The organism is Microbacterium thalli (assembly GCF_028737325.1).
GTDB lineage: Bacteria > Actinomycetota > Actinomycetes > Actinomycetales > Microbacteriaceae > Microbacterium > Microbacterium thalli.
Window position 1 is genome coordinate 1,376,491 of record NZ_JAQZCH010000001.1, and the last position, 22,745, is coordinate 1,399,235.

Genomic DNA, 22,745 nt, shown 5'->3' on the forward strand with positions numbered 1-22,745 from the left:
TCCCACCGCCCGTCGTTCCCACCGCCCGTCGTTCCCACCGCGCACTCCTCCGCGGCGTTCTCAGCCGCCGCTGAACGTCATGCGAGAGGATGGAGTCTTCCTTTCCCCGATCGAAGAGGTCACTCGTGCGTCTGCGCCCGCTCGCCGCTCTGTCCGTCGTCGCCGTGTCGGCGCTCGCACTCGCCGGTTGCGCCGGCGGGGGAGAGCCCACGGAGACGCCCAGCCCGGACGCCTCCGGCTCGTCGCAGTGCCTCGTCGACGCCCAGCCGGGCGACGCGTCGAACAGCATCGAGGTCGAGGGTTCGGCGCCCGACCTGACGGCGACCGTGACGCCGGGCATCGAGCCGGCGGACATCGAGCGCACGCTGACGGCCGAGGGTGACGGCGACGAGCTCGTCGCGGGCGACCTCGTGTCGGGCGCGTACGCGATCTACGACGGCGCGACCGGCGAGCAGCTCGAGTCGTCGGCCACGACCTCTCCCGACGACTCCGGCCTCGTGCCGATCCTGCTCGACCCGCAGCAGTACTCCGTCTTCGTGGCGGCACTCGAGTGCGCGCCGCTCGGGTCGACCGCCGCGCTCGCGATCCCCGGCTCGGCGTTCGGCGAGGGTCGCACCTCCGTCGTCGTCGTGGCGGAAGGCGTCGAGAAGCTCGACACCCGCGCCACCGGTGACGAGCAGGAGCCCGTCGAGGGGATGCCGGCGGTCGAGCTCGGCGAGAACGGCGCGCCGACCATCACGATCCCCGAGGGCGACGCCCCCACCGAGGTGCAGCTGGCGAACCTGAAGACCGGTGACGGTGCAACCGTCGGCGCGGGCGACACCGCGTTCGTGCAGTACACCGGCGTGAAGTGGTCCGACGGCACGGTCTTCGACTCGAGCTGGGACCGCGGCCAGCCCGCGGCCTTCCCGACCAACGGTGTCGTCGCCGGCTTCCAGCAGGCGCTCGAGGGGCAGCAGGTCGGCTCGCAGGTGCTCGTCGTGATCCCGCCGGCAGCGGGGTACGGCGCGCAGGAGGGCAGCGAGCTCCAGAACGAGACGCTCGTGTTCGTCGTCGACATCCTCGGCGTCCAGCGCACCCCGGTTCCCGCCGCCGGCTGAGGCGGCGGGTCGGGCTCGGGGCCTCCGGGCGACGAACGCCTAGGCTGACGGCATGCGTCGCGTCCTCATCCTCGGCTCCACCGGATCGATCGGAACGCAGGCGCTCGACGTCATCGACGCCAACCGCGACCGGTTCGCCGTCGTGGGCCTGGCCGCTGGCTCGAACGGCGGGCTGCTCGCCGAGCAAGCGGCACGGTTCGGCGTGCGCGAGACGGCTCTCGGCGCCATCGACGCGGAGCGCCTGGTGCGCGATGTCGACGCGGATGTCGTGCTCAACGGCATCACGGGATCGGTGGGGCTCGGGCCGACGCTCGCGGCCCTCGAAACCGGTCGGATCCTCGCCCTGGCGAACAAGGAGTCGCTGATCGTGGGCGGCGAGCTCGTGACCTCGCTCGCCCGGCCCGGCCAGATCGTGCCCGTCGACTCCGAGCACTCCGCGATCGCGCAGGCGTTGCGTGCGGGTGAGCACACCGAGGTGCGACGGCTCGTGCTGACGGCATCCGGGGGCCCGTTCCGGGGTCGCGGCCGCAACGAGCTCGTCGATGTGACCCCGACCGAAGCCCTCGCGCATCCCACGTGGGACATGGGCCGGGTGGTGACGACGAACTCCGCGACGCTCGTCAACAAGGGCCTCGAGGTGATCGAGGCTCATCTGCTGTTCGGTATCGGCTACGACCGCATCGACGTCGTCGTGCATCCGCAGTCGGTCGTGCACTCGATGGTCGAGTTCGTCGACGGATCGACGATCGCGCAGGCCTCGCCGCCCGACATGCGGCTTCCGATCTCGCTCGGGCTCGACTGGCCGCGCCGTGTGGCCGGCGTCGGAGCGCCGATCGACTGGACGCGGGCGACCGCCTGGACCTTCGAACCGCTCGATGGCGAGGCCTTCCCCGCCGTCGCGCTGGCGAAGAGCGTCGGGCGGGCCGGGGCGACCTACCCGGCCGTCTTCAACGCCGCGAACGAGCAGGCCGTCGAGGCCTTCCACGCCGGCGCGCTGACCTTCCCGGGCATCGTCGAGACGATCGAGCGCGTCGTCGACAGGCACGAGCCGCCGACCGAGCTCAGCCGCGAGAGCCTCGCCGCGGCGGAGTCGTGGGCGCGGTCAGCGGCGGATCGCGCGATCGCCGCGGCATCCTGACCCCGGGCGCACCCACCCGGCGCGCCCGGGGCGTGTCATGTCGGTGTCAGTACACGGTGAGGCCGCGCGCGGCGAACTGCGCGCGCACGTGGGCGACGAGTCCGGCATCGGGCGTCTCGCGTCCGGCCAGGGGATAGGGGATGCCGAGGCGCTCCCATTTCGACGTGCCCATCTGATGGAACGGCAGCACCTCGACCCGCTGCACGTTGGACCATCTCGCGACGATGTCGGCGACGGCATCCACGTTCTCGGGGGCGTCGGTCAGGCCGGGGACGAGCACGAAGCGGATCCACGCCGGCACACCGCGCGCGGCGAGGCGGTCGCCGAAGTCGAGCGTCGGCTGCAGTTCGCGGCCGGTCACCTCGCGGTAGGTCTCGGGAAGGCCGGACTTGACGTCCAGCAGCACCAGCGACAGGTCGTCGAGCAGGGCGTCGGATGCCGCGCGGCCGAGGTTGCCGGAGGTGTCGATCGCGACGTGGACGCCGAGGTCGGCCGCGGCCCGCGCGAGCCGCGTGACGAACGCGGCCTGCTGCAGCGGCTCGCCGCCGGAGATCGTCAGCCCGCCGCCCGTCGCCCGGAAGACCGGCAGGTAGCGGCGGATGCGAGCGAGGATGTCGTCGAGGGCCGTCAGCTCGCCGTCGCGCTGCCGCCACGTGTCGGGGTTGTGGCAGTACTGGCAGCGCAGCGGGCAGCCGGCGAGGAAGAGGGTCATCCTGGTGCCGGGACCGTCCACGGAAGTGACGAGCTCCCAGGAATGCACGCTGGCGATCTGCCCGGATCGTCGTGCGGCGAGACGATCGCGCGGGGCGTCGCACAGATCAGCGTTGCTCGGTGCACCCGGCACCAGGATGGCGGACACGGGACTCAGACTCCCGTGTGGAAGGTGCGGCTGAGGACGTCGAGCTGCTGCTCGCGAGTCAGTCGCACGAAGTTGACCGCGTAACCGGAGACCCGGATGGTCAGCTGCGGGTACTTCTCCGGGTGCTCCATCGCGTCCTCGAGCGTCTCGCGCGTGAGCACGTTGACGTTGAGGTGGTAGCCGTCCGAGCCCATCTGCGCGTCGAGCAGCCCGACGAGGTTGCGCACCCGCTCCTCCGCCGTGCGACCGAGGCCGCCCGGCGTGACCGTCGTGGTGAGCGAGATGCCGTCCTGCGCCTGGTCGAACGGGAGCTTCGCCACCGACAGGGCCGCGGCGAGCATGCCGTGCGTGTCGCGACCGTTCATCGGGTTGGCGCCCGGGGCGAAGGGCTGGCCGGCGCGTCGGCCGTCGGGAGTGTTGCCGGTGGCCTTGCCGTAGACGACGTTCGAGGTGATCGTCAGCACCGATTGGGTGTGGACGGCGTCGCGGTACGTCTCGTGCTTGCGGATCATCGTCATGAAGTCCGACACGAGCTCGCGGGCGATCTCGTCGACCCGGTCGTCGTCGTTGCCGAAGGTGGGGAAGTCGCCGTGCACGAGGTAGTCGACGACGAGACCCGAGGCGTCGCGGACGGGCTCGACCCGCGCGTACTTGATCGCCGACAGCGAGTCCGCCGCGACCGACAGCCCCGCGATGCCGCAGGCCATGGTCCGCAGGACGTTGCCGTCGTGCAGGGCCATCTCGAGCCGCTCGTACGCGTACTTGTCGTGCATGAAGTGGATGCAGTTGAGCGCGTCGACGTAGGTCTCGGCGAGCCACTCCATCATTCCGCGGAAGCGCTCGCGCACATCGTCGTAGTCGAGGATGTCGCCGGCCACGGGGGACGCAGCGGGAGCGATCTGCTTGCCGCTGACCTCGTCGCGGCCACCGTTGATCGCGTACAACAGCGTCTTGGCGAGGTTGACCCGTGCGCCGAAGAACTGCATCTGCTTGCCGACGGTCATGGGCGACACGCAGCACGCGATCGCTGCGTCGTCGCCGCAGAGGGCGCGGATGTGGTCGTCCGACTCGTACTGGATCGACGAGGTGTCGATCGACACCTGGGCGCAGAACTCCTTGAAGCCCTCCGGCAGCGCGTCGGTCCACAGCACCGTGAGGTTCGGCTCGGGCGCCGGGCCGAGGTTGTACAGCGTCTGCAGGAACCGGAACGCGGTGCGGGTCACGAGCGTCCGGCCGTCCTCGCCGACGCCGCCGATCGACTCGGTGACCCACGTCGGGTCGCCCGAGAACAGGGAGTCGTACTCGGGGGTGCGGAGGAACCGGACGATGCGCAGCTTGATGACCAGGTCGTCGACGAGCTCCTGAGCCTCGACCTCCGTGAGCGCGCCGCGGGCCATGTCGCGCTGGATGTAGGCGTCGAGGAAGGCGGTGTTGCGGCCGAAGCTCATCGCCGCGCCGTTCTGCTCCTTCACGGCGCCGAGGTACGCGAAGTACAGCCACTGGATCGCTTCGCGGGCGGTGGCGGCGGGCCGGGTGATGTCGAACCCGTACGAGGCCGCCATCTCGGCCAGCTCGTGCAGGGCCCGGATCTGCTCCGCGTTCTCCTCGCGCGAGCGCAGGATGTTCTCCGTCGATGGGTGCATGTCGAGCTCGGCGCGCTCGACGTTCTTGGCGGCGATGAGGGCCGTCGTGCCGTAGAGCGCGACGCGCCGGTAGTCGCCGATGATGCGTCCGCGACCGTAGGCGTCGGGCAGGCCGGTGATGATGTGGCTGCTGCGGGCGAGGCGCACGGCGGGCGGGTACACGTCGAAGACGCCGTCGTTGTGCGTCTTGCGGTAGCGCGTGAAGATCGTCTCGAGCGTCGGGTCGACGGGGTAGCCGTAGGTCTCGAGGGCGCCCTTGACCATGCGCCACCCGCCGTTGGGCATGATGGCGCGACGCAGCGGCGCGTCCGTCTGCAGTCCGACGATGAGCTCGTCGTCGCGTCGGATGTAGCCCGGAGCGTGCGAGGTGATCGTCGAAGGGGTCGCGGCATCGACGTCGTAGACGCCGCGCTCGCGCTCGGCGGGGAACATCTCGCTCAGCGTGCCCCACAGTCCCGTGGTGCGGGCAGTCGGTCCGACCAGGAACGACGCGTCGCCGGTGTAGGGCTCGTAGTTGCGCTGGATGAAGTCGCGAACGTCGATGTCGTCCTGCCACGGGCCCGGGGCGAACCCCTCCCACGCCGCGGGAACGGCATCGTCGTCGTGTGCTGTCGAGGTCGGGATGACTGTGCTCATCGTGGGTCCTTCGTCCTGTCGGAAGGCCCGCCGGGGAGCGGGGGAGGCGCTGGTCGTGCCTGCCGCGGCGTGCCTGAGGCCGACGCTACGCCCGCGCGCGGAGCACGATGCGGATCATGCACGACGACTACAGGAGCTATGGATGCCGCTGATTTTTCACAGTGGTCTGACCACAAACGCGCTCAGTCGGTGTACGGCACCGACCAGCTCGGCTCGGGCACGGGCCACCCGGCATCCCGCAGCGCCCGGCGGGCCAGCTCGCGCGCCGAGTACGGCGTGCGCTGCCCGCGGATGTCGCGATAGTCCTGGTGTCCTGGGCCGGCCCACAGGATCGCGTCGCCCTCGCCGACGAGCGACACCGCGTCGACGATCGCCCGCTCGGGCGGCGAGGACTCCCGGATGTCGGCATCCGGGCGCGCGTTGCGGGCGCCCTCGAGCAGCGTGGCGCGGATGGCGTCGGGATCCTCGAACCGCGGGTGGTGATCCGTCACGATGAGGATGTCGCTGCCGAGCACGGCGGTCGCGCCCATGTCGTGGCGCTTGGTCTTGTCGCGGTCGCCGTCGGCGCCGAAGAGCATGAGGACGCGGCCCGGGGTCACGCGGCGCACGGCGGCGAGGGTCTTCGAGAACGCGTCCGGGGAGTGCCCGAAATCGACGTACACCGCGGGGCCGCGATCGCCCGAGACCCGCTGGATGCGTCCGGGCAGGTGAGCGTCGATCACCGATCCGTCGAGCGCGCTGACGATCGTGTCCCACGCGTAGCCGCCCTCGAGGAGCATCACGATCGCGAGCCCGGCGTTGGCGGCCATGTGCGGCCCGATCACGGGCACGGTCGTGGTCAGCTCGCGGTCGCCGGGGCCGCGCAGTCGGAAGCGCGTGCCGTCCTGGCGTTCCTCGACGATGTCGATGGTCCAGTCCGCCGTCTGGGTCGGGTCGTCGGCGATCGCCGGCGTGACGATCGTGACGACCGGGATGTCGGCGCGCGCGACGATGTCGGAGCCCGCGGCCGAGTCGAGGCAGACGACGCCGCGGCGCGACCGGTCCGCGCGGAACAGCGGCAGTTTGGCCTCGAAGTACTCGGCCATGTCGCCGTAGTCGTCGAGGTGGTCGTGCGACAGATTGGTGAACCCGGCGACGTCGAAGACGACCCCGTCGACGCGGTGGCGCGTCAGCGCCTGCGCGCTCACCTCGACGGCGACCGCCTCGACGCCGCGTTCGCGCATCAGCGCGAGCAGGGCGTGGAACTCGGATGCCTCGGGCGTGGTCAGTCGCGAGACGATCACCTCTCCGGCGATGTGGCGCTCGGCGGTCGATGAGAGCCCCGTGACCGCCCCCAGCTGCCCGAGGATGCCCTCGAGCAGGTGCGAGACGCTCGTCTTGCCATTCGTGCCCGTGGTGCCGAACAGGACGGGCAGCTCGTCGTCGCGACCGGTGCCGTAGACCCAAGCCGACAGGTCGCCCAGAGCCGCGCGCGGATCGTCGACGACGACGATCGGCAGCCCGGCGGAGCCGGCGATCTCCGCGCCCGCGGCATCCGTCACGATGGCCGTGGCTCCGCGGTCGGCGGCGACGGACGCGAATTCGGCGCCGTGGCGTGCTCCGCCGCGGATGGCCACGAAGGCCTCGCCGGCTCGCAGGTCGGCGGTGGCCAGGGTGATCCCCGTCACGGTCACGCCGTCGGCGTCGCCGACGACACGGCCGCCGACACGGGCGGCCAGGTCGGCCAGCGCGCGGCGCGGCGGACGCGCGGGGCGCAGGACGGGAGGAAGGTTCGAGGCGTCGGTAGGCATTGCCGACCATTCTGCCACTCCAGGCAGGTCCGGGCGGGCGGGTCCGACGACCCTCCCGCCCGGACGATGGTCAGGCGCGGCGTCGGGCGATCGCCAGCACGAGAGCGGCCGCGGCGACGACGAGGGCGCCGGCCGAGAGCCACACCGGCAGCGGGTCTGCGGCGGGCGCCGCCGCGGCGGCGTTCTCGGCGTCGGCCGCGGTGTCATCGCCGTGCTCACCGCTCGCGTGGCCGCCGTGCTCGGTGTCCGCGGCCGCTCCCACCACGACCACCGGCGCGGGGTACTCGAGGTCGTGCGGGTCCTGCCCGTCTTCGGCGATCTCGACCCACGCCGCCTCGCCGGCCTCGCACTGCTGCGTCACGGGGAAGGCGAAGCTCTCGCCCTCCGCGGATCCGGGGAAGATCACGTTCATGCCCGCCGACGCGGCGTAGGCGTCGGGCACGGGAGTCACGGCGGTGTACGTGATGCGGGTCGGGATGCCGGACTCGCCGGCCTCGGTCGTGATGGTCCAGGCGCCGTCGACCACAGGGGTCGCGCCCTGGGCCTCGGCGGGGATGTCGACGACGAGCGCGGTGGTGGGCGATCCGTCGCAGCCGTGGCTGAAGGCGAAGTCGATGCGCGTCGAACCGTTCGCCGCGACCTCTTCGGGCGTGACGTGGACGTGCGCCGACGCGGCCAGCGGCAGCGCGAGGGCGAGGGCGGCGCCGGCGGTGACGCCGGCCAGGGTGCGCACGCGGCGGCGCGCAGGAGTGATGCGGGACATGGTTCTCTCTCGGAACGGGCGGGCCGCGTCGGGCGGCGCCGCACAAGGGGTGGGTCGATGGTCACGCGGTCGCGACCGGCGGACCCCGCAGCGAGAGGAAGGAGCGGACCGGGCGGGCGACCACGAACCGCCGCCGGCGATCGGGCGTCAGCCGCAGGAGAGCGGGGACCGGCGCCACCGGCGACAGCAGCCGCTCGACGCGACGGATCCCGCGGGCGATCGCCCCGATGGCGCGTTCGCCCACGACGAGCGCGAGGATCGTGAGCGCCGCGGCAGCGACGTGGGTCGCCGTCATCGACGGGCTCGCCGCATGCGCGTGCGACCCCGCCGCGAGGGCGAGCTGCGATCCCGGATGCAGGTGCGCGGAGGCCGCCCCCGGGTTCGCCGACCCGGCGATGGAGAAGAAGGTGTGGAACAGACCCTGACTGGCGAGCACGACGAGCGCCGTTCGCCCCGAGGACGGCGTGCGACCGACCAGCCACACCGACACCGGCGTGGCCAGCAGAGCGGCAGCGGCGATCAGCCAGAGCGGTGCGAGCCCGCCCGAGAGGGTGTGTGCGGTGGCCGCCAGCACGGTGGCGATCGCTGCCGACCCGGCGCCGCGGCCGGCGCGCAGACGCCGAGCGTGCGCACCCCCCGGCCGGTCCATGGGTCCGAGTTTAGGGGCCCGGGCAATTCAAAGGCTCGACCGGTAGCCTCACCGCTCGTGGATGTCCTCGCTTTCGCCATCGGAGTGGTGCTGCTCGTCGTCGGGCTCGCGGTGTCGATCGCTTTGCACGAGATCGGTCACCTCGTTCCGGCGAAGGCGTTCGGCCTGCGCGTCGGGCGCTACATGATCGGCTTCGGTCCGACCCTGTGGTCGCGTCGATTCGGCGAGACCGAGTACGGCGTGAAGGCGTTGCCGCTCGGCGGCTACATCTCGATGTCGGGCATGTACCCGCCCGCCCTCGAGGGGCAGAGCGCGGCCGGTCGGGCCGGCGGCGGATTCTTCGCCACGATGGTGCAGGACGCGCGGGACGCCAACGCCGAGACCCTCGTCGAGGGCGACACCCGCCCGGCCTTCTACCAGCTGTCGGTCTGGAAGCGGGTCGTCATCATGCTCGGTGGCCCCGTGATGAACCTGCTGTTCGCGATGGTGCTCTTCGGCGTCGCCCTCAGCGCCATCGGCCTGCCCGCCGTCTCGCCGACGGTCGCGTCGGTCAACGAGTGCGTGCTTCCCGCCGGCGCCGATCGCACGGCCTGCGAGGCGGGAGACCCGACCTCGCCGGCTGCGGCAGCCGGCATCCGCCCCGGTGACGTCATCGTCGCCGTCGACGGAACCGAGGTCGACACGTTCGCTGCGGCGACCGCGATCATCCAGGACGCGCCGGGTCGCAGCATCCCGATCGTCGTCGAGCGCGAGGGCGAGCGTGTCGAGCTCACCGTCACGCCCGTCCGGGCGGAGCGGCTCGTGGCGACCGCCGACGGGGGAACGACGCAGGCCGAGGTCGGCTTCGTGGGGATGAGCGGCACGCGCATCAACGAGCCCCAGCCCCTGTGGGCCGGGCCGCAGGCGGCGGTCGATCGCGTGGGCGCGGTCGCGGGCGTCATCTGGCAGCTGCCGGTCAAGGTCTACGAGACCGGTGTCACGCTCGTCACCGGCGCGGAGCGCGACCCGAACGGGCCGCTGTCGGTCGTAGGTGCCGGGCGCATCGCGGGCGAGGTCGCCGCGACCGAGGCGCCGATCCAAGACCGCGTGCTCGACCTGATCAGCCTCCTGGGCTCGCTGAACATCGCGCTGTTCGTCTTCAACCTGCTGCCGCTGCTGCCGCTCGACGGCGGGCACGTCGTCGTGGCCCTCTGGGACGGGATCAAGCGCGCGTGGGCGCGCATCACCCGACGGCCGGCGCCGCGCCCGGTGGACGCCACGAAGCTCGTGCCGGTGACATTCGTCGTCGTGATCGGGTTGATCGTGATGGGCGGGACGCTCATCCTCGCCGACGTCTTCAACCCCATCTCGATCCTGGGCTGACGCGCCGCAGTGCCCGACGCCGCAGGACCTCCGCGCTGAACGCGCTCAGGCCTGAGCGGGCTCGAGGGCGAAGCCGATCAGTCGCTCGAGCGTCGGCAGGCCGTCGCGCGAGAGGATCGACTCGAGGTGCCCCTGCACCGAGGCGTAGCCCGGCCCGCGCAGGGCGTAGACGTCGCCGGATGCCGCGTCCGCCGCGATCTCGGTCTCGCCGAGGTGCTGCATGCCCGCGGGCACGCGCGCCGTGAAGGTGTTGTAGAACCCGATCGACGACGGCACGCCGAAGACATCCACCTGCTTCTGCAGGCCCTGGTGCGGTGAGGCGAGCGGCGCGAGATCGAGCCCGACCCGGTCGGCCAGGATCTGGTGGCTCAGGCAGACGGCCAGCAGGGGGCGAAGCGCATCCGCGCGCCGTGCCACGAGGTCGCGCATGCGCGCGATGCGGGCGCTGGCGCCGTCGCGCGGGTCACCGGGTCCGGGACCGAAGACGACGAAACCGGCCTCGTCCACAGCGGCATCCGTCACCTCGCTCCACGTCCGGATGTCGACCCGGAAGCCGAGGTGGTGCAGCTGGTGTCCGAGCATCGTCGTGAAACGGTCCTCGGCATCGACGACCAGCACATCCCGCCCGGCGAACGGCCCGCCCTCAGCGGCCTGCGGATCGAGCCAGAACTGCGCCAGGCGCGCGTTGCGCGAGGCCAGGAGCTCGGCGATGGTCGGGTCGTCGCCCAACCGGGGGGCGGGGGCGTCCGCGGGCGCGTCCTCGTCGATCGCCGTCGCGACCGGCACGGCGGCCGGAGCGTCGTCGCGGTCGACGGCGCCGATCGCACCGAGCACGCCCGCCGCCTTGCCGTGGGTCTCGCCGACCTCGCCGGCCGGGTCGGAGTGCCGCACGAGCGTCGCGCCCACCGGCACCCGCAGTCGGCCGTCGACGAGGTAAGCCGTGCGGATGAGGATCGGCGCGTCGAGGTCATGACCGCCGTCGACGGTCGGCGTGAACAGCGCCGCCACTCCGGAGTAGTAGCCGCGGGGCGAGCGCTCGTGCCGGGCGATGACGGTGCAGGCGTTCTGCATCGGCGAGCCGGTGACCGTCGGGGCGAACATCGTCTCGCGCAGGATGTCGCGAGGGTCCATGGTGCTCGAGCCGCGGAGCATGTACTCGGTGTGGGTCAGCCGCGACATCTCCTTCAGATGCGGGCCCGTGATGCGGCCGCCGTCGGAGCAGACCGCCGACATCATCTTCAGCTCTTCGTCGACGACCATGAAGAGCTCCTCGGTCTCCTTGGTCGACGACAGGAACTCGGTCAACGTCTCGGCGGTCGCCCCGCCGCGGGGATGCCGGAAGGTGCCCGAGATCGGGTTCATCGTCACGATGCTCGTGCCCGGCTCAGCGGGCGGACCGCTGTGCGCGCTGACGTGCGCCTCGGGGCTCGCGCCCACGGCGACATGACCGTCCGTGACCACGAGGAACGTCCAGTACGCCCCGCGCTCGTGCTGCAGCAGCGCGCGGAACCAGGTGAGCCCGGCCGTCACCGGGTCGGTGTCGACGGTCGCGGTGAAGTCGCGGCGGATGACGAAGTTCGCGCCCTCGCCGCGACCGATCTCGTCGGCGATGACGCGGCGGACGATGTCGGCGTACTCGTCGTCGGAGATGTCGAAGCCGGCGTCGCCGAGGGGGATCCGCTCGGACGGCAGCTCGCGCAGAGCCTCCGCGAGCGGGATCGATCCGTGGTCGGTGACGCGCAGGCAGCGCAGGGGAGCGCCGTCGTCGTGGCAGACGAAGCCGCGCTCGACCACCTGACGGAACGGCACGAGCGCGAGGACCTCGCGCGGCGTGCCGTCGCCGTCGTGCAGGGGGATGTCGCCCAGCAGGTCGACGTCGACGACGTCGCCTCGCAGCACCTCCACGGTGGCGCCGTCGCGAGCGATGAGGGCGAACGGCTCGCCGCTCGCGGCGAGATCGGTCAGCGTCGAGGAGGTCATCGTCGTCTTTCGTCGTCGGGGCGTCCGCCCCACGAAAAAGACCGCCGGGCCTTCGTCGCCGGGCGGTCTGTTGTCGTGTGCACGTCGGACACACCGCCTAAGCGGTGTGCCACCAGGAGAAGCGCGTGCGCATGGGGCGAAATTATCACACCCGCCCGGCGCGCGCCGTTCCCAGCCCGGGCGGGGCACCGCCGCGTAGGCTGAGCGCGTGCCAGCAGTCAATCTCGGGATGCCGCAGATTCCCGACGTTCTCGCCCCGCGCCGCAAGAGCCGGCAGATCCGTGTCGGGCGGGTGCTCGTCGGTGGTGGCGCCCCGGTCAGCGTGCAGTCGATGACGACGACGCCCACGACCGACATCAACGCCACCCTGCAGCAGATCGCCGAGCTGACGGCATCCGGCTGCGAGATCGTCCGTGTGGCAGTGCCCTCGCAGGACGACGCCGACGTGCTGCACATCATCGCCAAGAAGAGCCAGATCCCCGTCATCGCCGACATCCACTTCCAGCCGAAGTACGTGTTCCAGGCGATCGACGCCGGCTGCGCGGCTGTCCGCGTCAACCCGGGCAACATCCGCAAGTTCGACGACCAGGTCGGTGCGATCGCGAGCGCGGCCACAGCTGCGGGGGTCTCGCTGCGGATCGGCGTCAACGCGGGGTCGCTCGACCGTCGCCTGCTCGAGAAGTACGGCAAGGCCACGCCCGAGGCGCTCGTCGAGAGCGCCGTGTGGGAGGCGTCGTTGTTCGAAGAGCACGACTTCCACGACTTCAAGATCTCGGTCAAGCACAACGACCCGATCGTCATGGTGAAGGCCTACCGCCAGCTCGCCGAGCGCGGCGACTGGCCGCTGCACCTCGGCGTCACCGAAGCCGGTCCGGCCTTCCAGGGGACGATCAAGAGCGCGACGGCGTTCGGCATCCTGCTGGGCGAGGGCATCGGCGACACCATCCGCGTGTCGCTGTCGGCACCGCCGGCGGAGGAGGTCAAGGTCGGCCACCAGATCCTGCAGTCGCTGAACCTGCGTGAGCGCAAGCTCGAGATCGTCTCGTGCCCCTCGTGCGGACGCGCACAGGTCGACGTCTACACGCTCGCCGACGACGTCACCGAGGGTTTGAAGGACATGACCGTTCCGCTGCGCGTCGCCGTCATGGGCTGCGTCGTCAACGGACCCGGTGAGGCCCGCGAGGCCGACCTGGGTGTTGCGTCGGGCAACGGCAAGGGTCAGATCTTCGTCAAGGGAGAGGTCATCAAGACCGTGCCCGAGTCGGAGATCGTCGCGACCCTCATCGAAGAGGCCCGCCGCATCGCCGACGAGCTCGGCCCCGACGCGCCGTTGGGCACCGCGCAGGTCGTCACCGCCTGACGCGGGACCACCCGGGTCGATCCGACGTCGATTCGGTAACGGCTTGGATCCGGATGCCGCTGCGCGTATGGCTGTGCTGACACAGTGTTGTCATGCCGCGCCGCCGTATCGCCGTCCTCACGCTCGCCCTCGTCGGTGCCCTGACGGCGGGTTGTGCGACGCCCGCGCCCGTCGCCGATACGCCGACGGCGACCCCCACACTCGAGGTTAGCCCGACGCCCACGCCCTCTGAAACGCCCGATGCCGGACCGGTACCGGCGTTCGACGGCGACTGCGCGCAGATGCTGACGACCGATCAACGTGACGCGATCCTCGGCGTGGGTTCACGCACGGCGGAGGAGCATGCGCAGCAGATGGAGCCGGATCGTCCCCTTCCCATTCGAGTGGATGTCGCCGGGACGCTCGGCGGGCTCGGCTGCACCTGGTACGCCGCCGAGGGCGCGGACCTTCCGGACGGACTGCGGGTCCTCACCGTGATGGTCCTCCCCGCATCCTCGGTGCCGAAGGAGTACGCGGCGAAGTACTCCGTCGCGGTCTGCGAATCCAACTACGGAACCAGCGCCTGTCGCCTCGGACGAACTGCCGGGGAGAGCTGGGTGAGCGCCTCCGTCGGCGACGCGGTGCCCGAACCTCCTCGCGAGCTGCTCGCCTCCGCGATCGACGCCGTCGCGGAGAACCTCGCAAGCACCGTCGGGCGGGCCCGTCCGATCACGCTGACCGATCAGGTCTGGTCGATACCCGACTGCGAATCGCTCGGGCGCGACATCCGGCTCGACGAGCTCATCGGCCCGTACGTGCACGGGCATTGGGAGGGCAAGGCGGAGCCCGAAGACGACCTGTTCCGCGCCGCCGGCGTGCTCGCGGGCTGCCCGCTCTTCACCGACCCCGAGCACCCGGACTCCGAGGCGTGGGAATTCCACTACCTGACGCCATACGTCGCCCCGGGGCTGGCGTGGCAATGGGACGAGCTGCGTGCCGATGCCGAGAACTCCTCGCGTGCCGTCGATGTCGAGGGTGCGGCCGATGCGTTCGCCGTCGACCAGGGGTACGGGGCGAGCATCGTGTTCGCGACGGACGGCACGAACGTCGTCAGCCTCTACTCACAGAACCCCGACCTTGCCGTGCAGATCGTCGGACGCATCATGACGTCGCTGTCGTCGTGACCGGCCCCGCGCTCAGCGCGATGACCCGCCGGCGGGATCAGGAGATCGTGCCGGCGGCGTAGGTGGCGTCGGTGTCGACGTCGAGCGCCGTCCGGATCGCGATGGCCAGGCCTTGGGTGATCGCGGCCAGGGGCAGCGAGGGCTGGCCTTCCGGCGCGTTCTCCGAGGCGTAGGGCACGTGGATGAAGCCCGCGCGCTGACTCTCGCGATCGGTGCTGTCGAGAGCCGTGAACATCGCGTGATTGCAGACGAACGTCCCTGCGGAGTACGACACAGATGCCGGCGCCCCCGCGTCGGCGATCGCGGCGGTGATCGCCTTCACCGGGAGCGTGGCGAAGTGGGCGGCGGGACCGCCCGGGCGCGAGGGCATGTCGACGGGTTGCGCGCCCGCGTTATCGGGGATGCGTGCATCCATGAGGTTGATCGCCACGCGTTCGGGTGTGATGCCGGTACGACCACCGGCGAGGCCCGTCGCGATGATGACATCCGGCTGATGCGTCGCGATCAGCTCGGTCAGGGTGCGTCCGGCTCGATCGAACTCGACGGGCAGGATCTCGACCACGAGGCGTTCGGGCCCGTCCCATTCCTCCGCAACCCGTGTCACGGCGTCGCCCGACGGGTTCGTCGCGTCGCCCGCGAAGGGTTCGAAGCCGGTCAGCAGCACAGTTCTCATCGATCCAGGCTAGAACGTCCGTGATCGGGAACCTTCTCAGTGAGCGCACATCGCCGCGCCGCGGCATCCGTAGACTCGACTCGTGGTCACCCGTATGTCGCACCTGTTCCTCCGCACGCTCCGTGAAGACCCGGCGGGCGCCGAGGTCGCCAGCCACAAGCTGCTGATCCGCGCCGGCTACATCCGGCCGCAGGCAGCGGGCATCTTCGCGTGGCTGCCGCTCGGCCTGCGCGTCAAGGCCAAGATCGAGCGCGTCGTCCGCGAGGAGATGGCAGCCGCCGGTGCGCAGGAGGTGCACTTCCCGGCGCTCATGCCGCGTGAGGCCTACGAGGCCTCCGGGCGCTGGGACGAGTACGGCGATTTGCTGTTCCGCCTGCAGGACCGCAAGGGCGGCGACTACCTGCTCGCGCCGACGCACGAAGAGGCGTTCACGCTGCTGGTGAAGGACCTGTACTCGTCGTACAAGGACTTGCCGCTGACGATCTACCAGATCCAGGACAAGTACCGCGACGAGGCCCGGCCCCGCGCCGGCCTGCTGCGCGGGCGCGAGTTCACGATGAAGGACGCCTACTCGTTCGACGCGAACGACGCCGGGCTCGAAGCGAGCTACCAGGCGCAGCGCGACGCGTACGAGCGCATCTTCCAGCGCCTCGGCCTCGAGTACGTCATCGTCCAGGCGGATGCCGGCGCGATGGGTGGCTCGCGGTCCGAGGAGTTCCTGCACCCGACGCCCGTCGGTGAGGACAGCTTCGTCCGCTCGGACGGCGGCTACGCCGCCAACGTCGAGGCCTTCACGACGGTCGTCCCCGAGGCGCTGCCGATCGACGGCTTGCCCGAGCCCGTCGTCTTCGACTCGCCCGACACGCCCACGATCGAGACGCTCGTGGCCCACGCGAACGCGACCCTCGAGGGTGAGTACGCGGCGGCGCACACACTCAAGAACGTCGTGCTCGCGCTGACCCACCTCGACGGCACCCGCGAGCTCGTCGTCGTCGGCCTGCCGGGCGACCGTGACGTCGACGCGAAGCGTGTCGAGGTCGCTTTCGCGCCTGCCGAGGTCGAGCCCGCCACCGCGGAGGACTTCGCCAAGCACCCGCTGCTCGTGAAGGGCTATATCGGCCCCTGGTCGCCCGAAGGTCCGGTGCTCGGCGAGGAGTCGGCCACCGGCATCCGTTACGTTCTCGACCCGCGCGTCGTCGACGGCACGTCCTGGATCACGGGCGCGAACATCGACCAGAAGCACGTGCACTCGCTCGTCGCGGGCCGCGATTTCACGGCCGACGCGTTCGTCGAGGTCGCCACGGTGCGCGAGGGCGACCCGGCCCCCGACGGGTCGGGCCCGGTCTCGATCGCGCGCGGCATGGAGATCGGTCACGTCTTCCAGCTCGGACGTAAGTACGCCGAGGCGCTGGGGCTGAAGGTCCTCGACGAGAACGGCAAGCTCGTGACGGTCACGATGGGCTCGTACGGCATCGGCGTCACGCGCATCCTCGCGATCATCGCCGAGCTCAACAACGACGACCGTGGTCTCATCTGGCCGGGATCCGTCGCTCCCTTCGACGTGCACGTCGTCGCGACCGGACGGGACGCCGCCGCGTTCGAGCTCGCCGCGAAGCTCTCGGCCGATCTCGAGGCGTCCGGGCTCGAGGTCGTCTACGACGACCGTCCCAAGGTCTCGCCGGGTGTGAAGTTCGGTGACGCCGAGCTCGTCGGCGTGCCGCAGATCCTCATCGTCGGGCGCGGCGCCGCCGAGGGTCAGGTCGAGCTGTGGGACCGGCGCACGGGCGAGCGCGAGACCGTCGCTGTCGCGGACGCGGTCGCGCGTCTCACCTCACGCTGACCGCCTGTCATCGCCGGATGCCGCAGACGTTGCGGCATCCGGCGCACTTCTTTCTGCGCTCGATGCACGCGACCGCGTCTGACACCGCCGCCCCCGGGCTGTCGCGACGTCGGCGTCGACGCGGCGGCGTTCAGAGCCGGGCGTAGCGCGCGCGGAACACCGTGAACACGCCGTAGGCGAGCAGGCCCGCGCCGATTGTCACGACGATCGCGGGCCCGAGCGTCAGGTCGAGCATGGCGCGGATGGCCGCGTCGAGGCTGCCGGCGTCCTGGGCGCGGGCACGGAGCGCGGCGACCACCAGCACGAGCCCGAGTGAGCCGAGGGCGATGCCCTTCGCGATGAAGCCCGCGACGCCCAGGCCCTCGACCGTGCGCCCGAGGCCACCGTCGGGGATCGACATCTTCGAACGGAACGACCGGCGCACGCCCATGACCGCGAAGACCACGCCGGCCACGGCGACCCCGACGCCGACCAGCACGATCGCGACGACGCCGCCCGGCAGGGCCAGCACGCCGCGGCTCGCGTCGCGTGCGGCCTGATCGGCGCGAGGCCGCGCCCCGAGCGCGACCGCGGCGGAGAGCCCGCCGAAGAACAGGAAGACGAACGCCTGGCCCCATTCCGAGATCCGCAGCCCCCAGGCGGCGGCGCCGTCTCGACGCCGTGAGGCGAGCATGCCCTCTGCGAGGTGCCAGACGCCCAGTGCCGCGAGCAAGGCGGCGGCGGCCCACAGCGCGATGGAACCGAGAGGTATCTCAGCGACCGCGCGGAACGCGCCGGTCTGGTCGGCGTCCTGACGGCCGCCGAAGGCGACGGCGATGATGAGCGAGCCGATGAGCAGGTGGACGACGCCGTTCGCGACGTAGCCGCCGCGCGCGAGCGCTCGAGCCACGGGCTGCCGTTCGACGGCTCGCGCCGCGTCGTGCACCCCGTGTTCGGTCATCCCGAGAGCCTATGGCGGTGCGAGGTCGACGGCGCAGCGGCGGGCCGGGACGCGACGGATGCCGCCGCGCCCCGGCCCGGGGGATCAGCCGCGGGCGATCCGTCGGCGGCGCAGGGTCAGCAGCACCCCGCCGAGGACCGTCAGGACGGATGCCGCCACGGCCAGCGGCATCATGAGGCCCGAGTCGCCACCGGTGGCAGCCAGTGAGCCGTCGACGTCTGCGGCGGGGGTGCCGGTCGGCGCGGTCTCGCCGGGCACCGTTCCGCCGGGAACAGCGGGGGCCGGCGTCGTCGGAACCGGCGCCGGCGACGGCGCAGCGATCGCGAAGGCCACACGCTGCGGCGCGATGGTGCGCGCTCCGAGAGCCTGTGAGAGCTCGACGGCGTGCTCGCCGGCGGTCAGACCGGACGTGACGACGATCTCCCACGAGCCGTCCGCTGCCACGGCGGTGACAGCACCGCCGAGGTCGGCGCGTGCGGCCATGCTCGCCGCGGCGGGCGCCAGACGCACCTCGGCGCCGGGGAAGCCGACTCCGGCGAAGCGCACCGACGACACATCGGCGGCGAGCTCGCCCGACGGTGCCTCGCGGACCTCGAAGCCGGTCAGGTCGGCGCGCTGCGTGAGCCACTCGTCCGGGGTGGTCGGGCGGTCGATGATGCGCGTCTCGCCGATGCATCCGTGCCAGCCGTTGCGCGCGGCGTCATCGGTCCAGTCGGCCCCGAGGATCCAGGAGTGCCCCTCGTGCCAGGCCATGCCGCCGACGTTCGTGGCATTGCGCAGCACCGGAGCGCCGTCGACATACATGGTCGTCGTGCGCGACGTGGGGTCGTTCACGATCGCGACGTGCTGCCACTGGTCGACCATGATCTCGCCCGACCAGTTGACGCGGTCGCCGAGCGTCGCGTCGGCGTCGAGGCTCGTGTACTGGAACTCGCGCAGGTTCGAGATGCCCAGCGCCGTGGGGGAGGCGGTCCAGTCCCAGCGCGTCTGCGGCACCCCGATCTTCGAGCGGTTACCGGTGCGGGTCAGCGCCTTCGACCACCCGTTGTCCGACGCGTTCCAATCGGCATCCATCTTCACGAAGCTCTCGATCGTGTACCCCTGCGACAGGTCCGCCTCGTTGATCGGGGCGTCGGGGCCGGTCGTCAGGTAGCTGAAGCGCGAGCCCGACGAATCGTCGAAGCACACCGCGGCGGCATCCGACGAGTAACCGTGCACGTCGGAGGACTGCACCGTGACGTCCTCCCATAGCGTCCCGACGGCGTTGGTGTCGGCGGGATCGGGACGCGTCAGGTCGTTGTCGCCGGCGATGTCCTCGATGACCGTGTCGCCGTCGACGACGCCGTCCTGGCCGTTGAAGCGCCAGTGTGCGAGCGTGCCCTCGGCCTCGACGAAGTCGAGCTCGTTACCCGGGGCCTCGGTCGAGATCGGGTCGGGACCCTCGAAGCCGTCGAGGAGGATCGCGCGGGCGGCATCCGTCAGCTTCGGCTCGTCGGCCGAACCGGCGGTGAACCCGGGGGCGAAGCCGGCGAAGCGCTCGCGGAAGTCGATCGGCACCGTGAAGCGCTGGTGCTCACCGTCGAGGAGGGGCTGGTCGTAGCTGGTGAGGCTGTCCTGCGGCTTCTGCACGACCCACGGCGACCCGGTCTCGAGCGACAGGCTGCCGTTGGTGAGGTCGAACTCGACGAGGCCGAGGTAGCCGTTGCCGCCCTCGTACGCCATCTGGTAGTCCATCAGCACCTGGTGCACGTCATGGCCGAAATCGTTCTGCTTGACCTGTCGCGTCGCCCCGTGGAAGTGGCCGTTGAAGGTCAGGAAGATCTGGTCGTTGCCGCGGATGAGGCGGTCCCACACGCGCTGGCTGTCGCCGGTCTCGATGGGGGAGGTCTGGTCGGCCGCGACGTTGATCAGCGCGTGCGAGGTGAGGATCACCGGGACATCCGGGTGCGCGTCGAGCACGCTCTGCGCCCAGGCGAGCGTCGCGTCCGAGGCGTTCCAGGCGACGGCGAGCGACATGAACCGCTGGCCCTCGGCCTCGAAGATGTGGAACTGGCTCAGACCGAGCGGGTCGCTGCCGCCGTACGTGCTCTGCTTCGCCGCACGCGTCGCCCCGAACCAGCGGGTGAACGGCTCGTTCGCGACGTCGAGCTGGTCATCGCGGACGCCGCTGTTGAGCACGTCGTGGTTGCCGGGGAGGATCGAGTACGGCGCGGCCGCCTCGTCCATCGTGCGCATCGCGTTGTCGGCCGCGCGCCACTCGGCCTCGACCCCGGCCCGATCGACGATGTCGCCGAGGTGGAGCGTGAACGGGATGCGCAGGTCGTCCGCGTGGGCCGTGAGCCATTCGGTCTGCGTCGCGAACGGGTCGGTGCCGTATCGGGGCAGGAACTGGTCGGCCGAGTAGCGCGAGTAGAACTGCGTGTCGGGCAGCACGGCGAGGGTGAAGCGGGAAGCGAGGTCTTCGGCGGGCGGTACGGCGGCGGTCGCCGCGGTGGTCGCGGGCGCGGCCACGGCGAGACCGGCGGCGAGACCTGCCACGGTCAGGGCGGCGGCGGTGCGACGCGTGCGAGAGGCTGACGGAAGGCGTGAGGACACGCGGGAACTCCTGTTCGACGGGGAGGGCGGCGCGATATGCGCCGGTCCCCGACTCTGGAGAGCCCCCGTGACGTGCCGGTGTCCGCCGGGAGGCCGCTGGGTGGCTCAGCGATGGCCGAAGTCGTCGCCCGGCTCCGCCGTGGGCTCGGGCGCCGCAGGAACGCGGTACCACGCGCGCCCGAGCGGCAGGAACGACCGACCGAGGGTGCGCCCGAAGAACTTCTCGACGAGCATGTACGCCGCCAGCGCGGAAGCCAGCAGCAGCGCGGCCGAGCCGGTGGCGCCGAACGCGGCGGGCCCGCCGAAGGCCGTGACGGTCTGCAGTCCGAGCCCGGCGGACACGGCCAGCAGCGTCACGGGGAGCATGGTGTTGCGGCTCGCCGCCGACACCGCGAACAGGAGGGCCAGGATCGCGAACATGAGCGTGAAGACGCCGCGTGCCGGACCGTCGACGGCGAAGATCCCGAGCTCGCCGCCCAGCAGGAAGCCGGGCATGCAGATCCAGTACCAGCCGAAGGCGCTGTAGACGATGAAGTGGAAGTCGTCGCCCGCGAAGTACGAGAGCATGCCAGCGGTCACCTGGACGACGCCGCCGAAGACGGCTCCGACCCAGAAGACCGGGCTCTCGTTCTGCAGCCCGAGATGCTCGAGCTGCGCCGTCAGCGTCGCGATGACGAAGCCGAGCAGACCGATGAGGCCGGGGTCGGCGAGGCGGGGCGTGCGTGCACTCATGCGCCTCAGTATCCCGGTCCAGCATCGGCGGAGGCAGGGTGCCGACCGGGCAAACACGACACGAGCGGCATCGGGTAACGTTGGAGGGATGCCGGGAGCCTCGCGCGCCCCCGGTCGAGAGCTGAATACGGAGGGCACCATGGACATCGATCTCTCACTGTTGCGCACGGTCGAGCGAGAGAAGGAGATCCCCTTCGACGAACTCATCCGCATCATCGAGCAGGCCGTTCTGACGGCCTACGCGAAGCACACGTCGCCCGAGGGCGAGCTGCCCGAGGGCACCCGTGCCGCGCTCGATCGCAAGACCGGCCACGTCGCCATCTACGTGCCGCTGCGCGACGACGAGGGCGCGGTCATCGGCGAGGAGGAGTCGACCCCCGACGACTTCGGCCGCATCGCCGCGTTCGCCGCCAAGCAGGTCATCAGCCAGCGTCTGCGCGACATCGCCGATGACGCGGTGCTGGGGGAGTTCCGGGGCAAGGAGGGCGACATCGTCGCCGGCGTCATCCAGCAGGGGCCGAACCCTCGGATGGTGCACGTCGACCTCGGCACGATCGAGGCGATCCTCCCGCCCGAAGAGCAGGTCGCCGGCGAGGAGTACCGGCACGGTTCGCGCCTGCGCGTCTACGTGACCTCGGTCGCGAAGGGCGCGAAGGGCCCGTCGATCACGGTCTCGCGCACCCACCCCGGTCTGGTGCGCAAGCTCTTCGCGATGGAGGTGCCCGAGATCGCGAACGGTCTCGTCGAGATCACCTCGCTCGCCCGCGAGGCGGGCCACCGCACGAAGATCGCCGTCACGGCGAACGACCCGTCGATCAACGCGAAGGGTGCATGCATCGGCGAGCTCGGACGACGGGTGCGAGCGGTGACCGAAGAGCTCGGCGGCGAGAAGATCGACATCATCGACTTCAACGCCGACCTCGCCACGTTCGTGGCGAATGCGCTGTCGCCGGCGAAGGTCACCTCGAGCTTCGTCCTCGACGCGTCCACGAAGGCCGTCCGGGCGCTCGTGCCCGACTACCAGCTGTCGCTCGCGATCGGCAAGGAGGGGCAGAACGCCCGCCTGGCCGCGAAGCTCACCGGCGCGAAGATCGACATCCAGCCCGACTCGATCCTGGAGTCGTGAGGCTCGCCGGCTGCGCAGCCGCGTCGGCGCGATCGCAACGTCCGACCCGGTCGAGGGGGTAGAATGGATCCTGTTCGAACGTGCGTGGGATGTCGCGCGCGTGCCTCCCGGTCCTCACTCCTGCGAGTCGTGGCCCGCGACGGCGTCCTGATCGCAGATCCGGCCGCCTCGCTTCCGGGGCGGGGCGCGTGGGTGCATGACACGACGGAATGCGTGGATGCCGCCCTGCGGCGTCGTGCTTTCGGACGAGCTCTGCGACTGTCCGGCCCACTGGACACGCAGGATTTCCAGATTGATCACCAGCGCAAAGGCTGAACGGCTATGGACACGAAGTGAACGGCTCCAGATGAGACCCGTCCGCGCTTAAACGGTCCGCCCTGTCCGAGGGTGGGCCTT

18 protein-coding genes are annotated in these 22,745 nt (G+C 71.2%); 8 read left to right on the forward strand and 10 right to left on the reverse strand.

The window, feature by feature from the left end:
* The first annotated feature begins 125 nt into the window (after positions 1 to 125).
* Together PUW82_RS06700 and dxr are read left to right on the forward strand one after the other, a co-directional pair.
* Positions 126 to 1,100 carry an FKBP-type peptidyl-prolyl cis-trans isomerase gene (locus PUW82_RS06700; RefSeq protein ID WP_274221505.1) on the forward strand — a complete coding sequence of 325 codons (975 nt, stop codon included), beginning with the start codon at positions 126 to 128 and terminating at the stop codon, positions 1,098 to 1,100.
* 52 nt (positions 1,101 to 1,152) lie between these two features.
* On the forward strand, positions 1,153 to 2,238 hold the full coding sequence (dxr, locus tag PUW82_RS06705) for a 1-deoxy-D-xylulose-5-phosphate reductoisomerase (protein ID WP_274221506.1): 1,086 nt from the start codon (positions 1,153 to 1,155) through the stop codon (positions 2,236 to 2,238).
* A 46-nt stretch (positions 2,239 to 2,284) separates the two neighbouring features.
* Here dxr and pflA read toward each other — a convergent pair whose 3' ends face one another.
* The 5 genes from pflA to PUW82_RS06730 all read right to left on the reverse strand — a co-directional run bounded on the left by pflA (position 2,285) and on the right by PUW82_RS06730 (position 8,578).
* The gene (gene pflA, locus PUW82_RS06710; RefSeq protein WP_274221762.1) at positions 2,285 to 3,088 is read right to left on the reverse strand and encodes a pyruvate formate-lyase-activating protein; all 804 of its coding nucleotides are present in this window, start codon (positions 3,086 to 3,088) and stop codon (positions 2,285 to 2,287) included.
* 14 nt (positions 3,089 to 3,102) lie between these two features.
* Complete coding sequence (gene pflB, locus PUW82_RS06715; protein ID WP_274221507.1) at positions 3,103 to 5,376, reverse strand: formate C-acetyltransferase; 2,274 nt, start codon at positions 5,374 to 5,376, stop codon at positions 3,103 to 3,105.
* A 182-nt stretch (positions 5,377 to 5,558) separates the two neighbouring features.
* The gene (locus PUW82_RS06720) at positions 5,559 to 7,166 is read right to left on the reverse strand and encodes a Mur ligase family protein (RefSeq protein ID WP_274221508.1); all 1,608 of its coding nucleotides are present in this window, start codon (positions 7,164 to 7,166) and stop codon (positions 5,559 to 5,561) included.
* 70 nt (positions 7,167 to 7,236) lie between these two features.
* Entirely contained in the window at positions 7,237 to 7,929 is a 693-nt protein-coding gene (locus PUW82_RS06725) for a DUF1775 domain-containing protein (RefSeq protein ID WP_274221509.1), read from the reverse strand.
* A 61-nt stretch (positions 7,930 to 7,990) separates the two neighbouring features.
* Complete coding sequence (locus PUW82_RS06730) at positions 7,991 to 8,578, reverse strand: hypothetical protein (protein WP_274221510.1); 588 nt, start codon at positions 8,576 to 8,578, stop codon at positions 7,991 to 7,993.
* Positions 8,579 to 8,635: 57 nt separating this feature from the next.
* On the opposite strand from PUW82_RS06730, the gene PUW82_RS06735 reads away from it, so the two are divergent.
* Entirely contained in the window at positions 8,636 to 9,940 is a 1,305-nt protein-coding gene (locus tag PUW82_RS06735; RefSeq protein ID WP_274221511.1) for a M50 family metallopeptidase, read from the forward strand.
* A 45-nt stretch (positions 9,941 to 9,985) separates the two neighbouring features.
* Here PUW82_RS06735 and PUW82_RS06740 read toward each other — a convergent pair whose 3' ends face one another.
* A complete protein-coding gene (locus tag PUW82_RS06740; protein ID WP_274221512.1) occupies positions 9,986 to 11,920 on the reverse strand; it encodes an anthranilate synthase family protein in 1,935 nt (644 codons plus the stop codon).
* A gap of 229 nt (positions 11,921 to 12,149) precedes the next feature.
* Here PUW82_RS06740 and ispG point away from each other — a divergent pair, with 229 nt between their 5' ends.
* Positions 12,150 to 13,280, forward strand: coding sequence for a flavodoxin-dependent (E)-4-hydroxy-3-methylbut-2-enyl-diphosphate synthase (ispG, locus tag PUW82_RS06745; RefSeq protein ID WP_274221763.1), 1,131 nt, complete (start codon positions 12,150 to 12,152; stop codon positions 13,278 to 13,280).
* Between the two features lie 92 nt (positions 13,281 to 13,372).
* Positions 13,373 to 14,443, forward strand: coding sequence for a hypothetical protein (locus PUW82_RS06750; protein ID WP_274221513.1), 1,071 nt, complete (start codon positions 13,373 to 13,375; stop codon positions 14,441 to 14,443).
* A gap of 37 nt (positions 14,444 to 14,480) precedes the next feature.
* Here PUW82_RS06750 and pcp read toward each other — a convergent pair whose 3' ends face one another.
* Positions 14,481 to 15,116, reverse strand: coding sequence for a pyroglutamyl-peptidase I (pcp, locus tag PUW82_RS06755; RefSeq protein ID WP_274221514.1), 636 nt, complete (start codon positions 15,114 to 15,116; stop codon positions 14,481 to 14,483).
* A gap of 82 nt (positions 15,117 to 15,198) precedes the next feature.
* On the opposite strand from pcp, the gene PUW82_RS06760 reads away from it, so the two are divergent.
* Positions 15,199 to 16,956, forward strand: coding sequence for a proline--tRNA ligase (locus PUW82_RS06760; protein WP_274221515.1), 1,758 nt, complete (start codon positions 15,199 to 15,201; stop codon positions 16,954 to 16,956).
* Positions 16,957 to 17,086: 130 nt separating this feature from the next.
* Here the strand turns inward: PUW82_RS06760 and PUW82_RS06765 are convergent, their stop codons facing one another.
* From PUW82_RS06765 to PUW82_RS06775, 3 genes are all read right to left on the reverse strand, one after another.
* Positions 17,087 to 17,896, reverse strand: a complete 810-nt coding sequence (locus PUW82_RS06765; protein WP_274221516.1) for a DUF1206 domain-containing protein — start codon at positions 17,894 to 17,896, stop codon at positions 17,087 to 17,089.
* A gap of 84 nt (positions 17,897 to 17,980) precedes the next feature.
* Complete coding sequence (locus tag PUW82_RS06770; RefSeq protein ID WP_274221517.1) at positions 17,981 to 20,491, reverse strand: LamG-like jellyroll fold domain-containing protein; 2,511 nt, start codon at positions 20,489 to 20,491, stop codon at positions 17,981 to 17,983.
* Between the two features lie 105 nt (positions 20,492 to 20,596).
* A complete protein-coding gene (locus tag PUW82_RS06775; protein ID WP_274221518.1) occupies positions 20,597 to 21,223 on the reverse strand; it encodes an acetate uptake transporter family protein in 627 nt (208 codons plus the stop codon).
* 139 nt (positions 21,224 to 21,362) lie between these two features.
* Between PUW82_RS06775 and nusA the strand changes: the two genes are divergently transcribed.
* Complete coding sequence (gene nusA / locus PUW82_RS06780) at positions 21,363 to 22,349, forward strand: transcription termination factor NusA (protein ID WP_274221519.1); 987 nt, start codon at positions 21,363 to 21,365, stop codon at positions 22,347 to 22,349.
* 63 nt (positions 22,350 to 22,412) lie between these two features.
* A complete protein-coding gene (locus tag PUW82_RS06785; RefSeq protein WP_274221520.1) occupies positions 22,413 to 22,664 on the forward strand; it encodes a YlxR family protein in 252 nt (83 codons plus the stop codon).
* Positions 22,665 to 22,745 lie beyond the last annotated feature (81 nt).